We start from the raw sequence: 16,005 nt of genomic DNA on the forward strand, positions 1-16,005 counted from the left end.
GGACCGAAGGGTCCTGGGAGAGTAGGACGCCGCCAAGCACATGAAGCCATTGTTGAGCAATCGACAATGGCTTTTTTATTGTTTTGTCCATATAAGATGTTGTGGTTTATGTGCAAAAAAATAAATAAAACGCTTTCAATTGAGTGACATTTTTGTTACCGACGAACTTTCTGTTCCAAGTATAATAGAAAAGTGCAAATATTAAGCACTTCCTTAATACGAATGGACTACTGATAAATCCTAGCATTTAATTTTCTTGTGTCTTTAGATGCATGGCAGTGGTAAGGAGGATTTAGGTATGAAGCGAAACCGACCATTATGGATAGTATTCATTCTTTGTATAGTTGGTGTAATGCTGGTTGGTTGTGGAACAAAGGAGCCAGCCTGGGACACCTTTGAAGGGGCTCTTAACGAAAAGGGTTTTCCTGTTCCTAAGGAAGCTAATTCTACGGACCGGACAACTAGTAATGTAGCTATGGATTATGTCCGGTATTCTATGCCTGATCTTAAGGAAAAGGAAGGTGTACCGGAACCTTACCGGAAGGCAATAGAAGCTTGGGGATGGGAAGAACAAAAGGAAGAGGATTCGACAAATTCCCGGGTTTATCAGAAGGATGGAGTGATTGTACACTTAACCGTGCACAATGGTTACTTTATAGTCATGATTCCGAAGGAAAAGAAGGCCTCAATTAAAGGGCTAAAGACAAAATAAACAACCGCCATCCATAGCAGGATGGCGGTTGTTTATGCTGCAAATGTTGTGGCCTTTGCCGTATGTATATATATATGATATTTCTATTGCGAGTAATAGGAGGCATCGGTTGGGGTAAACTTCAACATACCGTCCTTTTGTTCGCGGTGCAAGCGGAATAGTGTATACAACCGGGGTAAGAGTACCCATAAATGAAATACTGCCAAAGACACAGTGAAGGCTAAAGGCGCCCAGACGATAAAAAGTGCGGTGATGGAAAGGCCGATCCAGAAGTTATGAAGTTGTACTTTGCGAAAAATACCATAGTTGATGTATTGGTCGGGCATATATCCGGGCCATGGCAGGCGGAATGACATTTTCCACCGCTTAGCAATGGGATGGCCAGAAATCAGCAGAACCGAACGTGAGATTACATACTGAATCCACAGAACGACGGGTGCGGCAATGATCATAAACAGGATGCTCCACCAAGAGAGGAAAATGGTCTCAAACACCACACAGATGATGGGAAGCGCCTTATAGACACGCAGCCAAGCGGCAGAAGTATTGATTTTTTTGATTAGTTTGTACTGGTAGAATGTAGCCGAGCCTTTATTGTTTGCTTCCATAAGAAAGCGCTGACCTCCTCACAAGTCCTTATGATACTAATATCGGCGGGTGAAGACGTTTTATTAAACTCACTTAGGCATAATCACCGTTTGGGCGGCTGATGAATACATATATTTTAAGCCAATGCAGGATAGGAAAAATCTATGAAAAGGTTTAAAATGATAGAAAGTGTATCATACTGTTCTTAAAAGAGTCAAGGTGGGATGGTAATGGAACAGCAAACCGAGCAAGCCTGCATCATCTGCGGGCAGATGAAAGAAGAAGGAATCGTGATTGTCTCGCATTTCATTTGCGAGGATTGTGAGGCTGAGATGGTACGTACCGAGGCTGAAGACGCCAAATACCGCTTTTTCGTAGGCCGGATGAAGAAGATTGATCTGCAAAAGAATGCGTGAACAAAGTATGTGGTAGGCTTAAATGAATAGTAGAGAATTGATAATAGACCGAATTAGTATCTGCACCATTAAGAATTACCAATATAACGGCTTCACCTGTTCTTTTGGCGGGAGGAGCTGTTTTGTTATGTGATTAAGCATTTTGGGCGAAATATAGGCGTGTGGGGATATTTGCGTTAAAATAGAAGGTAACCCCCAGGGAAGGAAGAAAAGATGGACAGACTAGAGCCTGGCAGGGCACCTGTATATGAAATGCTGGAACAATATAGAGTAAAGGGTAATATCTCTTATCATGTACCTGGACATAAGAACGGAGAAGCCTATCGAGGGCAAGAAAGTGCCGGTTTCTTAAGAGAGGTGATGAGGTACGATGTAACTGAAATTACCGGAACGGATGATCTTCATCATCCCGAAGGAGTAATTCAGGAAGCGCAGGAGCTGGCAGCGGATTGTTTTGGGGCCGAGGAGAGCTTTTTTCTGGTTGGGGGCAGTACTTCCGGTAATTTGGCGTTGATCCTTACGGTGTGCCCTGAGCCTGGAATGACACTTATCCTTCAGCGGAATGTTCACAAGTCAGTTATCCATGGTTTGATGCTGGCTGGGGTGCGTGCTGTTTTTGTGGAGCCGCAGATGGATAGGCACAGCGGCCTTATGGTTGCTCCGGCGGTTGAGACGGTTCAGGCTGCTCTTGCAGCCTACCCTGAGGCCGCTGCTGTTCTGGTCACCATGCCAAATTACTATGGCATGGGCAGTGATCTTGCGCCCCTCGCGCAGGCCTGCCACGACAGCGGTGTTCCGCTGCTGGTGGATGAGGCTCATGGGGCGCATTATGGACAGCACCCTGCGCTGCCAGCGGGAGCGCTGATGTGTGGCGCGGACGGCGTGGTGCAGTCCACGCACAAGATGCTGCCAGCGCTGACGATGGGCGCCATGCTGCATGTGCAAGGGCCATGGCTTGACCGCGCGCTGCTGCGGCAGCGGCTGGCCATGGTTCAGAGCTCCAGCCCATCATATCCCATGATGGCTTCGCTCGATCTGGCCCGCCGGCTGGTGCATAGCCAGCGGGCCGGGGCCTTCACGGCGGGACTCGCCGCCGTGGATGTACTGCGGCGCGGCCTGGCTTCGCTGCCGCGCTACGGGCTGCTGCAGCCGGCAGAGCCGCTGCAGCCCGACTGCGGCGCCGCGGGTGCTGGTGCCGCAACAGATATGCCGCCGCAGAGCGTGGCGGCATACAGCACCCAGGACCCCTTTAAGGCGGTCATATATGACGCCGCCGGGGTCCTGGGGGGCTTCGAGCTGCAGCGCAGGCTCGAAGAGAGGGGCATCGTGCCGGAGATGAGTGACGACCGGCACGTGGTGCTTGCCTTAAGCCTTGGCTCGAAGGCGGAGGATACAGAGCTGCTGCTGGCTGCGTTGCGGGGGATAGCCGAGGAGACATCAGGTGCAACGGTAAACCTGCATGAAGATACAACTAGGCAGGGATTTTCAACGGAATGCCTGCCTACCCTGTCAGTAGATGGGTTGGTTCCTGCTTCTGCAAAAAATTCCACGTGGAACAATTTCACGAATAATTTAATTTCGAGCCCTGTGTTATTTTCGATGAAACCAGTGAATCCATTGGAAACCGAAAGTATAGGGCTTGAATATAGTACGGGTAGAATGGCGGCGGAAATGGTTATACCCTATCCGCCGGGGATTCCACTTCTATATCCAGGAGAAGAGATAAGTGAAGATATCTGCAAACGGCTAATCGGCCTCAGCCAGGGGGGAGCCAAATTCCAGGCCTGTGCGGATCCGGTTTTACAACAAATTCTGGTTTACAACATTAAGAAGGGCGGAGACGCATAAGTGGCACAAGAAGGTTTCTTTATTACTCTGGAGGGAGGCGATGGCTCTGGAAAAACAACAGTACTCGGCAGAGTAGCGGCCTATCTGCAGAATCATTCCATGCCTTACCTGATTACCCGCGAACCTGGCGGCATTGAAATTGCTGAGAAAATCCGTTCCATAATTCTCGATCCTGCCCACACTGCGATGGATGCGCGTACGGAAGCGCTGCTATATGCAGCATCCCGAAGCCAGCATTTGGCGGAAGTGGTCGAGCCGGCACTTAAAGAAGGACTTACTGTGCTATGTGACCGTTTTGTCGACAGCAGTCTAGTTTATCAGGGCTATGCCAGAGGATTGGGTATCGAAGAGGTAAGGAAAATTAATCAATTTGCTACCAGCGGACGTACCCCGGATCTCACGTTTTATCTTGATGTGGACCCGGAAGTAGGGTTGTCTCGGATTGCTGCCAATGAGGAACGGGAAGTGAACCGTCTCGACTTGGAGAGTCTGGCTTTTCATCAAAAGGTTAGGGATGGATATTGCCAAGTCATAAAGTCTGATCCTGAGCGGATCGTGGTGCTTGATGCCAACCGTCCTATTCACATGGTGGAGCAAGATATTGTCCGTATACTGAAAGAACGAATATTAAAGGATTTTTAGGACGTTTTGTCTAATTAAACTAAGTGTACCAAACTAAGCGTATGCTATCGAAGCGGGTATTTGTACGAAGTGAATGTATGAAACCAAGCTCACAAAACTTTTAGGAGGGATAGCGAAGATGAATCTGATCATTGCAATTATCCAGGATAAAGACAGCAACCGGTTGTCGAGTGAACTAGTCAAAGCAAACTTTCGTGCAACGAAGCTGGCCAGTACAGGCGGATTTCTACGGGCAGGCAACACTACATTTATGATTGGTGTTGATGACTCTCAGGTGGAAGCTGTATTAACTGTTATTCGTAACAGTTGCAAGGTACGTGAACAGCTTGTCACCCCAGTGACTCCAATGAGTGGTACGACGGATTCCTATTTACCGCTTCCCGTAGAGGTTCAAGTTGGCGGGGCCACCGTATTTGTACTTCCTGTCGATCGTTTTGAGCATTATTGAGCATAGTATAGATAAATTCTCTGTAAAGGGGCGGTGGAATCTTTGAAAATCAATCCCGGCTACAGGCCCTTGAAAAGTGAGCTGCCGACAGCTGGAGCGGGGAGGCCCGTTCAGCAGAAAACCTTTACCGATATATTTCAGCAGCAAGGTGAACAAAAAACGATAGATGAGCTGAACCAAAAGATCAAGGATATTCAGCAGCAGGGAGACCGGCTTGCCAAATCCATGACGGTTCGTGAACTTGCGATATACCGGAATATGATCAAAAAATTCCTGGAAGAAACCGCCCGAAGGGGTGTTATTCTGAAGGAGACCAAGGGCTGGGACCGCCGAGGGCGGGGGAAACGTTACAAACTGCTGGAGGAAATAGATGCCGCTCTGCTAAATATGGCTGATGAACTGCTGGAGAGTGAGCAGGGCCGTATAGATTTGCTGGGACGTGTCGGAGAAATTCGAGGTTTGCTGATCAACCTTTCTTTTTAAAAGACTTGGAGGAATGTATGTCTTTTCATGATATATTAGGCCAGGAGGATGCCAAACGCCTGCTTCAAAACGCATTACGTAAGGATGCAGTAAGCCATGCCTATTTGTTCACAGGACCACCCGGAAGTGGTCAAATGAAGACGGCGCTGATGTTTGCCCAAGCTATATTTTGTACCACCAGTGAAGATGATGCGTGCGGAGAATGTCTGGAATGCCGCAAGGTAGAACATGGAAACCATCCGGATTTATCTCTGCTTAAGCCTGATGGGGCAAGCATCAAAATTGATCAGATTCGCGAGCTGCAACGCATGTTCTCATACCGCTCAGAGGGTGTTAACCCAAAGGTGTATATTATAGAAGGAGCGGACAAAATGACGGTTCAGGCCGCAAACAGTCTGCTTAAGTTTTTAGAGGAGCCCCCGGCACCTGCAGTGGGCATTCTGATTTCCGACAACAGCAGTTCCCTGCTGCCGACAATCCAGTCAAGAACGCAGCGCATTCCATTTAGTCCCCTACATCCGGACATTATGCTTCAGGCGCTGTCCAGTGAGGGGGTTCCGGTGCCACTGGCACGATGTGCGGTATCACTGACTTCGGGACTTGATGGCTGCAGGGAACTTTTGGCACAGAATTGGTTTGCAGAAATGAGAAATCTAGTGTTACAATTAGCGAAGGAGTCTTTGGGCAAGGGCAGCTCCGCGGTAGTAACCGCCGGGCAGAAGCTGTTCAAGACCGGACTCAGTGAACATTTGGATATCCTGTTCAGCATGTTCCACTTATGGTTCAAAGATATGCTTTACTTCCTGTACCGAAAGCATGAAAGTATCGTTTTCATAGATCAGTTAGACTTTATTTCCAGACATGCCCGTCAGCGGAGTACGGAACAATGGGTGGCCTATATGGAATTTGCTGCAGAGAGCAAGCGTAAGCTGCGATCCAATGCCAATGCTCAATTGTGTCTGGAACAGTTCCTAATCCGATTGGAAAGTTAATGGGTTAGTTTTGATATATCCTCCGGATCAACGCTTCAGCCTGGAAGTATGGGTTTAACGGATGAGGAAGGACAAGCATGGATCACCAGGGAGCGGACTTGCTTAAGGGTTCCTTTTACCGGCAAACAAGGGGGTTAATTTTTGTACAGCGTAGTAGGTGTCCGCTTTAAAAAAGCGGGTAAAATATATTATTTTGATCCGCTCGATTTTCCGATTGAACGGGATCAATGTGTGATTGTGGAGACAGCAAGAGGCATTGAATACGGTAAAGTTGTCGTAGGAAAAAAAGAGGTGCAGGAAGCGGATGTGGTGTTGCCTCTCAAAAAGGTCATGCGGATTGCCGGAGAGACGGACGCACGCGTGGTGGAAGAGAACAAAGGTGCAGCAAAGGATGCTTTTACCACCTGTTTAAATAAAATCCGCGATCATGGCCTCAAAATGAAGCTTGTGGATGTGGAATTTACGTTTGACCGCAATAAGATTATTTTTTATTTTACTGCGGAGGGTCGGGTCGATTTCCGTGAGTTGGTCAAGGATCTGGCAAGCATCTTCCGTACCCGCATTGAGCTGCGGCAGATCGGGGTGCGTGATGAGGCTAAGATGCTCGGTGGGTTAGGGCCTTGTGGTCGGGTGCTTTGCTGCTCCTCCTGGCTTGGAGATTTCGAGCCTGTATCCATAAAAATGGCTAAAGACCAAAATCTCTCACTAAACCCAACAAAGATCTCGGGTCTTTGCGGAAGACTCATGTGTTGCTTGAAATTTGAGCATGATAATTACGAAAGTACGAAGGAAGAAATGCCAGCGGTAGGCAAGCTAGTCGTAACCTCATTAGGTGACGGTAAAGTCGTAGGTATTAATGCCGGAAGCCGTACAGTTCATGTACAGTTGTTCGAAGTGGGCAAAGTTAAAGAACTTCCAATGGATGATGTTGTCGTCAAGTAAACCATATAAGGTTACTTTCGGGGTGGAAACTTGGAGAAGATAAATATATTTGCACACATGCAGGAGATGGAAGCGCAGATGGAAAACATGCGCGCAAGTCTCGGAGATTGGAAACAGACGGTTAAGGAATTAATGGAAGCCAATCAAAGGCTAAGTCTGGAGAATGAACAGCTTCGTAAAATATTGAAGCGGGAGGCGCCTTTGGACCCTGCTGCCCATTCTGCTGAAGCAGAGGCTCTTTTGGCCGCAAGTGAGGGAGCAGAGGAGGTTGTCGGGGAAGGCTATGACAATCTGGCGCGGCTCTATCATGAAGGTTTTCACATCTGCAATGTCTATTTCGGGCATTTACGTACAGAGGGTGACTGCCTGTTCTGTCTTTCGTTTCTTAATAAATGAGCAAATCCAGCCGTAGGAGATTTACGCCTACGGTTTTTTTTGAATTTAGCAGGGCGTATGCTTCTGAAGCAAACTTTGTTTCGAAGACAGTTCATGAAGTATATACTTAAGCAAAACTTTTAGGAGAACACTATGACGAATTCTTTTAACGATGTGCCGGTTCCTTTGTATGGCGCAGAGCGGGTAGATGATTTACTGACACATGACTTAAAGATTATTCAGAGCGACGAGGTGTTCAGCTTTTCAATGGATGCAGTGTTGCTTGCAAGATTCGCCAGTGTACCGCCGCGTGGCAAGGTACTGGATCTGTGTACAGGCAATGGCGTGATCCCGATGCTTCTTACCACACGTACCAAGGCCACTATAGAAGGTATTGAGATTCAGCCGCGTCTGGCAGATATGGCTCGTCGAAGCGTAGCGATGAACGGGCTGGAGGATCGGGTAATTATACATGAGGGGGATTTACGAGAGCTGCACCATACGGCGGGATACGGTGTGTATGATGCGATAACCGTTAACCCGCCCTATATGCCGCTGAATGGGAGTGACCTAAAACTGAATACCCATCAGGCTATGGCCCGCCACGAGCTGGGATGCACTCTTGAGGAAGTCATTCAGGCCTGTGTACGGCTTGTCCGAACCGGGGGAAAGGTAAGCATGGTTCACAAGCCGCAGCGTCTGGTGGATATCATCAGTCTGATGAGACAATACCGGCTGGAGCCGAAGCTGATCCGTTTTGTTCATCCGCGTGCCCATCTGGAGGCTAATATGGTATTAATCGAGGCTGCACGGGACGGCAAGCCAGAGGTACGTTTACAACCCCCATTGATCGTATATAATGAGGACAATCAATATTGTCCGGAAATTCTGGATATCTACTACGGAGCTAAAGAGGGTAAATCATGACGATCTCGTGTCAAAGCAGCTTTCAAAACAGGAATAAAGATGAGCAAAAAGGAACTGGCTCCTTGTATCTGGTGGCGACCCCCATTGGCAACTTGGAGGATATGACGTATCGTGCTGTGCGAACACTGCAGGAATGCGATATTATCGCCGCCGAGGATACGAGACAGACCCGCAAATTACTCAGCCACTTCGAAATCACACCTTCGATGCTGTTCAGTTATCATGAGCATAATAAGGCGGCCAGTGGACCAGAGCTTATCCGCTATATAATAGAAGGTAAAAATCTGGCACTGGTCAGCGACGCCGGCCTGCCGGCCATTTCCGACCCTGGAGCTGATCTCGTAGCGCTTGCGGTCAGCCATGGTATTCCCGTGATTCCGATCCCCGGAGCAAATGCGGCGCTGTCTGCTTTGATTGCTTCCGGCCTGCCTACAACCAGTTTCACCTTCATCGGGTTCTTGCCAAGGGAGCGTAAGGATATTCGCACCGTGCTGTCAGGTCTCCGTTCAGCGCAAGGCACCCTATTGTTCTATGAATCACCGCACCGCGTAGCAAAAACATTGGCTCATCTGCAGGAGACTTTCGGAAACCGCCAGGTTGTACTTGCCCGTGAATTAACAAAACGGTACGAGGAGTTCCTGCGCGGAACTATTGAAGAATGTGTGGTCTGGTTGTCAGAGCATCCACCACTGGGTGAGTACGTGATTGTGCTGGAGGGTGAGAGCAAAGAGGAGGCCAAGCTCGCCGAATCTTCCTGGTGGCGTGAACTCGGTATCGAGGAGCATGTAGCCCATTATGAAACTTCCGGACTGACACGTAAGGACGCTATGAAAAAAGCAGCATCAGATCGTGGGTTGGCCAAACGGGATATTTATAATGCTCTACTGGAAAAAGAGTAAGGAAATATCGTCGAGGAAATATCTGCATTTTACCTATATATTTGCATAAAGTTATTCCTTATATTAGTTGTAAATGTAGTTTCTACATTTATATATATGGTATAGGGAGAATTTGGAGTGAATATCTGGAGCTAAGCGAATCCTGCAGGGAGAGCGCGTAAGTGGATCTAAAGTCGCTCTCCCGCCAATAAATAACAAGCACCATAGTCACTCAGTCACGTCGCTGTAGAGCGATTCCCGCAGGGAGAGCGGCTTGCTGCACCGCACGTTACCCGGGAGCGCCTTGCGTAGCCGCTATAGGAGCGTAGCCTATGGCGAAACCCTTCGCATGACAAGGCCCCGAGGGCTTGCCCGAAAGAGGGCCGGTCTACCATTAACCGTTACTCCTTTACGCGCGGCCACATGATCAGACAAGCTTCCGGGTGTCCAGAGGGCCGTGGCCCTTGGGGCCCTCCCTGTAGGGAGGGTAAACCTTAGGAGGGTAAAACAGCATAAAAAATACCTCCCGCAATAACGGGAGGCCAAGGAGATATAAAAAGGTTAGAATTAACAATTTGATTAGTTCTTATTATAACCTATTTGTTTTAATTTGTCACAGGGGTAGGGATGGCAGAAATGCATTCGTGACAAACAATTTTTCCTTTGAAGTAGGTTACATTTTCAGCATTGCCACAGAATATGCAAGCAGGCTCATATTTTTTAAGCATGATCCGCTCACCGTCCACGTAAATTTCGAGCGCATCTTTTTCTCCGATGCCCAGTGTACGGCGCAATTCAATTGGAATAACAACCCGTCCTAGCTCATCTACTTTTCTAACTATACCTGTTGATTTCATCATTGTAATCGTTGCTCCTCTCAATGTTCAAAAGCGTCATTATTCGACAATGTTCACCGTTTTATGATATTTATAATACCAACCATTCCCAAAACAGTCAACCTTTTTTACGGCCAATTTCAAGGGAATTTTGAAAAAAACTTTTGTGACGCTTATAAATAACGCGAATCGTACGAAAATTGCTAAAAAGTGATTTGTCGATTTGTAAATCGATAAAACGTCATTGTTCGACAAAGTGCGACATTATCTACTATTATAACCTTTGTTTCAACTGATTTCTATTCTTATTATCCAAAGGAGTTGAACTTATGAAGCAACCGCTGACAGAAGAGAAGGTTTTTAAAGACCCGGTACACAACTATATTCATGTTCAGGATACGATCATCTGGCGATTGATTAATACCAGCGAATTTCAGCGTTTGCGTCGCATTCGCCAGCTTGGGACCTCTTATCTAACCTTCCACGGAGCAGAGCATAGCCGTTTCTCCCACTCCTTGGGCGTTTACGAAATTACACGGCGAATCATTTCCCAGTTTGAACGAAGCGGGTACAAGGATTGGATGCCTGAGGAGAGTCTGCTCACATTATGTGCAGCGCTCTTGCATGATTTGGGACATGGACCGTTTTCCCATTCTATAGAAGAAGCTTTTGAAATGAACCACGAGGACTGGACCTGCAGAATTATACAGGAGAATACGGAAATTACTGCTATACTGCGGGATGTGAGTGAGGATTTCCCGCACAAGGTTGCCTCTGTAATTGCCAAAACGTATGAGCATGAAATCGTCGTTAACCTGGTGTCCGGTCCTCTGGATGCGGATCGCATGGATTATTTACTGCGTGATGCTTACTACACTGGGGTGAACTATGGGACAATCGATATTGACCGTATTCTGAGAATGCTGCGTCCTTATAACGGTCGGGTTGTCGTAAAGGAATCAGGCATGCATGCTATTGAGGATTATTTGATGTCACGGTACCAGATGTACTGGCAGGTATACTTTCATCCGGTTACGCGCAGCTCGGAGATTATTCTGCGCCAGATTTTCCGCAGGGCAAAAGAACTTCTCCAGGAGGGTTACTCTTTCCGCTTTATGATCAATCCGCTCAGTGATTTATTTTGTGGAGAGATTAATGTTGAACAGTATTTACTGCTGGATGAAGCCTTGGTCCAGACTGCCTTTATGCAGTGGACGCTGGAATCCGATGAAACCTTAGCTGACTTGTGCAGCCGATTTATTCATCGTAAACTGTATAAATATGTGGAGATGGACCATCTCGATTCGGAGACGATTGACGAAATCCGCCGCAGTTTTGCCGGTGCCGGGCTACGTCCTGATTACGACCTGGAAATTGATTATCCGACAGATCTTCCGTATGATGTTTTCCGTCCGGGGCAGGGCTTTGACAGCAAACAAATTTTGCTGCTTGACCGGCATGACAAACTGCGGGAAATCTCTGAAGTATCGGATATAGTCCGCTCAATCAGCGGCATTCACCGCGGGCGGTATCACCTTTATTTTCCGCAGGACAAGCTGCAAAATGTGCTTACACAGCTGCCTGACTCTATCGCTGAGATCTTTGCAAAATAATACAAAAATTTCTGGAATTCATCATAGAAAACAAGACTGAAAGGACGATGCAGCATGCGTTTATTCGACACACATACTCATCTGGATGCACCGCAATTCGACGAGGACCGTGAGGAGGTTATTGCCCGTGCGTTAGAGGCTGGTGTCAGCAAGATGATTAACATCGGATTTAACCGGGAAACGATTCCAACGACAATGAAATTGGCAGAATCGTATGATTATATTTATGCAGCAGTTGGCTGGCACCCCGTGGACGCCATTGACATGAAAGAGGAGGATATGGACTGGATTGCCTCCCTGTGCAGCCATAAAAAGGTGGTAGCTATCGGAGAAATTGGACTGGATTACTACTGGGATACTTCTCCAAAAGAGGTACAGCATGAGGTATTCCGCAAACAGATTCGAATGGCACGGGAACTGAAAATGCCTATCTGTATTCATAATCGTGATGCCCACGAGGATGTGGTACGAATTTTGCGGGAAGAGAAGGCAAATGAAATTGGCGGTGTTATGCACTCTTTTTCCGGGAGCTGGGAAACGGCCAAAATGTGTCTTGATCTGGGCTTTCATTTATCCTTCGGTGGACCTGTGACTTTCAAGAATGCCAGGGTGCCTAAAGAGGTGCTTGCCCAGACTCCAATGGACCGGCTTTTGATCGAAACCGACTCCCCATATCTGACGCCTCACCCCTTCCGCGGGAAGCGAAATGAGAGTGCTCATGTGAAGCTTGTCGCTGAGGCGGCAGCGGAAATAAAAGGGATTGATTTACAGGAATTAGCTGAAATTACGTATGCGAACGCACTGGAACGATTTGGAATTGTGTGAAAACGGGAGAAAAACAGGTGAAAAAAGAAGTATAGCCGATATATTAAACTTTTTTAATAAAAAAACGGCTGATTATTACAATATTTTAATGATTTTTTTGCGTAAACGTGGTTGAATCGTGCTTTACAACATGCATCAAAACAGGATATCATCTTTTCAGTGAAGTGAGCTGTTGTTACTGTGACAGTCACAATTTCATGGATCGTCTCGCTGAGTCTCCGTATGGAGAACGGGGGAACCAATAATGATCTGCCGCATGTCCGTACATAGAGTACAACATAGAAATGCCGTAGACTTTATTTGATTTCTTCACGTGGTCTTTGGGGTGAATTTGAGGGCAACCGCCGTGAGCGGGTGACCTGAGATAGGGCGTCTCTCTTATGCCCGAACCCGACAGCTAACCCCGTAAGCGCAAGTAAGAGAGGAAACCTCGTGCATAAACATTCCCGCGTATTCTGACACCCGGAGAGCCACGAAAGAGTCCTCTGTGAACTCTTTTGGGCTTTTTTTGTTTTTTGAATAATGCGGATGTTCCCAGCATACTGTTATACAACAGATGTCTGGAGTAGCTATGCCGAGCAGGCGGTCCATGAGCAGGAAACGCTAAAGCAATGCGGGCGTATCCTGTGCAATCTCAAACCTAGTTTCGTCAGAAGTGATAAAGTCACCTTTGTTATACAACTTGGACGACGGGGCTATGTAAGGAGGATGGAGAGAATGGGCGTATTCCAACCAGAAGTATCCCATGATTCGCAATCATCCAGCAGGTCTTTCGCATTACGGTGGAAACAAGTGAATCCTCGCGTACTTTCACTTGCAGGCGCAGCATCAATCGTTATCGCGCTGGTAATTCTGCTGTACGTACACGGTCAAAGCATTAAAGAAATAACTTTAGTAATAGACGGAAAGGTACAAACGCTGGAGACGCGGGATGCGCTGCTCAGCGATGTGCTGGCAAAGGAACAAATTTCGCTGCAGCCGCATGATGCTTTATCCATTGGCCTTAGTGATGAAATAAAAGACGGCGACCGTGTCGTAATCAACCGTGCGCAGGCCTTTAAGCTTACTGCGGATGGAACAACCAAAATGCTGTACACGACCGAGGATACCATCGGTCAGGCAATTGACAAACTGGGCATCAGCCTGGAAAGCTACGATAAGATTTATCCTTCGCTCAACACTGCAGTTTCTGCCGACATGGAAATCAAAATTGTCCGAATCAACAAGCAAGTGGTACAGCGGACAACGAATTTACCTTTCCGAGTAATTAAGACCGCAGACCCCTCCCTGACCAAGGGAACTGTAAGAGTCGCACAAGCAGGCAAACCGGGCGTAATGATCCAGCATATTGAGAAAATCTATCAAGATGGCGAGCTGGCATCTATGCGTATGATGGGCAAGGAAGTACAGGCGGTTACCAAAGACAAGATCATTGCTATTGGTACCAAGGCACTTCCCAAGGCTGCTGTAGCTACTACTGCAACTTCCAATTCAACCACTACCACAAAATCATCTAAAGTTAGCGCGAACAGTAATAATGTTGCCAGTAAGGCAGGCATGGATTTCGAGTACAAAAAAATAATCAAAAATGTATCGATGACGGCGTATTCATCTGAAGAGCCTGGTATTGGTACCCGTACGGCTTCCGGCACACGCGTAACGGAAGGTCGGACCATCGCTGTAGATCCAGACGTAATACCTATTGGCTGGTGGGTGTACATTGAGGGACTTGGGTTTCGCCGTGCAGAGGATACCGGCGGTGCCATTAAAGGCAACAAGGTGGATGTCTATTATGATTCACTGAGCCATGCCCGTAACTTCGGCCGTAAATCGCGTACGATTTATGTGATCGGACCTGTGAAGCCAGAGCTGAATTAAGCAGCAGATTTTTGCAAATTAGTGGTTTATAAGATATAGTGAGGGTAGCACTTAAGACTGTTACGGAATTATAGAGCTGCCGCTCATCACTTATACATTCTTTAGCCAATAAGAAGGGGAGCGAATCCTCTTCTTTTTGCGTTGCAGAGTAAGGAGTTTTGTAAATGATCAAGGAATTAATTGTTGTGGAAGGTAAAAGCGATACAGTTGCTGTTAAGCGTGCTGTAGATGCGGATACCATTGAAACAGGTGGTTCAGCAGTTAACCGCAAAGTAATCGCCAGGATTGCGCTGGCCATGGAGCGCAGAGGGGTCATTATTCTAACTGATCCTGATCACGCCGGTGAACGGATCCGGAAGATTGTGTCTTCTAAGGTGCCAGGCTGCAAGCATGCGTTCATTCCTGAAAAAGATGCTACCCGTAAAGGTGACATCGGAGTTGAAAATGCTTCTCCGGAGGCCATTCGTCACGCGCTTGAGCATGTTCATACTTCCTTTGAAGGCGCCCCGGCCCTGATTGGGTTGGAGGATCTGATGGCTGCGGGGATGATGGTGCATCCCCGGGCAGCGGAGCGTAGAATGGCGCTGGGCAATTTGCTGGGGATCGGCTACTGTAACGGTAAGCAGCTGTACAAGCGGTTGGCGATGTTTGGAATATCACGAGAGGAATTTGTAAATGCTCTCGCGCAAATTGATCAGGGAGGCATTACCTCATGAGTGGCAACAATCATATCTCATCCCCGGTACGCACTAAGGAAATTATCCAGCGTTACGGGTTCTCATTTAAGAAAAGCTTGGGCCAGAATTTTCTGATTGACCAGAATATACTGGACAAGATTGTGGATGCTGCAGGCCTGGACCAGGCAGCAGGTGCACTAGAGATTGGACCAGGCATTGGCGCTTTGACCGAGAGGCTGGCAATGTCCGCTGGAGTGGTGACAGCAGTAGAGATTGACCGGCGGCTGATCCCGATACTTCGGGATGTTCTCGCCTCTTACCCGCATGTCAAAATCCGGAACGATGATGTGTTGAAAGTAAATTTGCAGGAATTATTCGCTGAGGATTTTGCGGCTGTGGAAAGAGTCAGTGTAGTTGCCAATTTGCCGTACTATGTAACCACTCCAATCCTCATGAAGCTGCTTGAAGAAAAACTGCCGCTTAATAATATCGTGGTGATGATTCAAAAGGAGGTTGCCGAACGTATGGCAGCTTCACCTGGCGGGAAAGAATATGGCAGCCTTAGTATCGCTGTGCAGTACTATAGTGAACCTGAACTGGTCTGCATAGTGCCGCGCACGGTATTCATTCCTCAACCGAACGTGGAGTCGGCCGTGATCCGTCTCAAGGTGAGAGAGCGTCCCCCGGTAGAGGTTGAAGACGAGAAGCATTTCTTTGAGGTTGTACAAGCTTCCTTCACCCAGCGGCGTAAAACCATTGCCAATAATCTCAAAGCCCGGTTCTTTCCGGAAGAGGGACGAGAACGTCTGGAGTCTCTGCTGGCTGAGGCTGGAATCGAGCCAAGCCGCCGCGGAGAAACACTCAGTCTTGAGGAGTATGCCCGGTTAAGCAGCGTACTGCTTGCTGCCGGAATCATTTAGGTAAG

At 47.7% G+C, this 16,005-nt stretch carries 18 protein-coding genes and 1 riboswitch; of the genes, 16 read left to right on the plus strand and 2 right to left on the minus strand.

The window, feature by feature from the left end; genetic code table 11:
- Positions 1-298 precede the first annotated feature (298 nt).
- On the plus strand, positions 299-712 hold the full coding sequence (locus ACTJKB_RS30430) for a hypothetical protein (RefSeq protein WP_440837977.1): 414 nt from the start codon (positions 299-301) through the stop codon (positions 710-712).
- 83 nt (positions 713-795) lie between these two features.
- On the opposite strand, the gene ACTJKB_RS30435 is transcribed toward ACTJKB_RS30430, so the two are convergent.
- Entirely contained in the window at positions 796-1,320 is a 525-nt protein-coding gene (locus tag ACTJKB_RS30435) for a hypothetical protein (protein WP_440837978.1), read from the minus strand.
- Between the two features lie 210 nt (positions 1,321-1,530).
- Between ACTJKB_RS30435 and ACTJKB_RS30440 the strand changes: the two genes are divergently transcribed.
- The 10 genes from ACTJKB_RS30440 (at position 1,531) to rsmI (ending at position 9,272) form a co-directional block, all read left to right on the plus strand.
- Positions 1,531-1,716 (plus strand): sigma factor G inhibitor Gin, encoded by a 186-nt coding sequence (locus tag ACTJKB_RS30440; RefSeq protein ID WP_020427902.1) that lies wholly within the window; start codon positions 1,531-1,533, stop codon positions 1,714-1,716.
- Positions 1,717-1,929: 213 nt separating this feature from the next.
- Positions 1,930-3,564 (plus strand): aminotransferase class I/II-fold pyridoxal phosphate-dependent enzyme, encoded by a 1,635-nt coding sequence (locus ACTJKB_RS30445; protein ID WP_440837979.1) that lies wholly within the window; start codon positions 1,930-1,932, stop codon positions 3,562-3,564.
- Positions 3,565-4,206: a dTMP kinase gene (tmk, locus tag ACTJKB_RS30450; RefSeq protein ID WP_074113430.1), complete on the plus strand. Its 642-nt coding sequence runs from the start codon at positions 3,565-3,567 to the stop codon at positions 4,204-4,206. It abuts the gene before it with no gap.
- A gap of 118 nt (positions 4,207-4,324) precedes the next feature.
- Positions 4,325-4,654: a cyclic-di-AMP receptor gene (locus ACTJKB_RS30455; RefSeq protein ID WP_020427905.1), complete on the plus strand. Its 330-nt coding sequence runs from the start codon at positions 4,325-4,327 to the stop codon at positions 4,652-4,654.
- Positions 4,655-4,696: 42 nt separating this feature from the next.
- Entirely contained in the window at positions 4,697-5,137 is a 441-nt protein-coding gene (locus ACTJKB_RS30460; protein ID WP_074086904.1) for a YaaR family protein, read from the plus strand.
- A 17-nt stretch (positions 5,138-5,154) separates the two neighbouring features.
- Positions 5,155-6,129: a DNA polymerase III subunit delta' gene (gene holB / locus ACTJKB_RS30465; RefSeq protein WP_440837980.1), complete on the plus strand. Its 975-nt coding sequence runs from the start codon at positions 5,155-5,157 to the stop codon at positions 6,127-6,129.
- A 141-nt stretch (positions 6,130-6,270) separates the two neighbouring features.
- Positions 6,271-7,071 (plus strand): PSP1 domain-containing protein, encoded by an 801-nt coding sequence (locus ACTJKB_RS30470; RefSeq protein ID WP_440837981.1) that lies wholly within the window; start codon positions 6,271-6,273, stop codon positions 7,069-7,071.
- 30 nt (positions 7,072-7,101) lie between these two features.
- Positions 7,102-7,467, plus strand: coding sequence for an initiation-control protein YabA (locus ACTJKB_RS30475; RefSeq protein WP_074086907.1), 366 nt, complete (start codon positions 7,102-7,104; stop codon positions 7,465-7,467).
- A 132-nt stretch (positions 7,468-7,599) separates the two neighbouring features.
- Positions 7,600-8,373 (plus strand): tRNA1(Val) (adenine(37)-N6)-methyltransferase, encoded by a 774-nt coding sequence (locus ACTJKB_RS30480; protein ID WP_440837982.1) that lies wholly within the window; start codon positions 7,600-7,602, stop codon positions 8,371-8,373.
- The gene (rsmI, locus tag ACTJKB_RS30485) at positions 8,370-9,272 is read left to right on the plus strand and encodes a 16S rRNA (cytidine(1402)-2'-O)-methyltransferase (RefSeq protein ID WP_440837983.1); all 903 of its coding nucleotides are present in this window, start codon (positions 8,370-8,372) and stop codon (positions 9,270-9,272) included. Before ACTJKB_RS30480 ends, rsmI begins: the two co-directional genes overlap by 4 nt.
- Before the next feature lie 584 nt (positions 9,273-9,856).
- On the opposite strand, the gene ACTJKB_RS30490 is transcribed toward rsmI, so the two are convergent.
- Positions 9,857-10,111 carry an AbrB/MazE/SpoVT family DNA-binding domain-containing protein gene (locus ACTJKB_RS30490; protein ID WP_019914502.1) on the minus strand — a complete coding sequence of 85 codons (255 nt, stop codon included), beginning with the start codon at positions 10,109-10,111 and terminating at the stop codon, positions 9,857-9,859.
- A gap of 305 nt (positions 10,112-10,416) precedes the next feature.
- On the opposite strand from ACTJKB_RS30490, the gene ACTJKB_RS30495 reads away from it, so the two are divergent.
- From ACTJKB_RS30495 to rsmA, 5 genes are all read left to right on the plus strand, one after another.
- Complete coding sequence (locus ACTJKB_RS30495; RefSeq protein ID WP_440837984.1) at positions 10,417-11,700, plus strand: HD domain-containing protein; 1,284 nt, start codon at positions 10,417-10,419, stop codon at positions 11,698-11,700.
- A gap of 54 nt (positions 11,701-11,754) precedes the next feature.
- Entirely contained in the window at positions 11,755-12,525 is a 771-nt protein-coding gene (locus tag ACTJKB_RS30500; RefSeq protein ID WP_440837985.1) for a TatD family hydrolase, read from the plus strand.
- Positions 12,526-12,723: 198 nt separating this feature from the next.
- A riboswitch (cyclic di-AMP (ydaO/yuaA leader) is annotated at positions 12,724-12,952 on the plus strand.
- Between the two features lie 290 nt (positions 12,953-13,242).
- Positions 13,243-14,403: a ubiquitin-like domain-containing protein gene (locus ACTJKB_RS30505; RefSeq protein WP_440837986.1), complete on the plus strand. Its 1,161-nt coding sequence runs from the start codon at positions 13,243-13,245 to the stop codon at positions 14,401-14,403.
- 164 nt (positions 14,404-14,567) lie between these two features.
- Entirely contained in the window at positions 14,568-15,119 is a 552-nt protein-coding gene (rnmV, locus tag ACTJKB_RS30510; protein ID WP_440837987.1) for a ribonuclease M5, read from the plus strand.
- Positions 15,116-16,000, plus strand: a complete 885-nt coding sequence (gene rsmA / locus ACTJKB_RS30515) for a 16S rRNA (adenine(1518)-N(6)/adenine(1519)-N(6))-dimethyltransferase RsmA (RefSeq protein ID WP_440837988.1) — start codon at positions 15,116-15,118, stop codon at positions 15,998-16,000. Before rnmV ends, rsmA begins: the two co-directional genes overlap by 4 nt.
- The last annotated feature ends 5 nt before the right edge of the window (positions 16,001-16,005 follow it).

This window comes from Paenibacillus sp. 22594, assembly GCF_052044425.1.
Lineage (GTDB): Bacteria > Bacillota > Bacilli > Paenibacillales > Paenibacillaceae > Paenibacillus_AQ.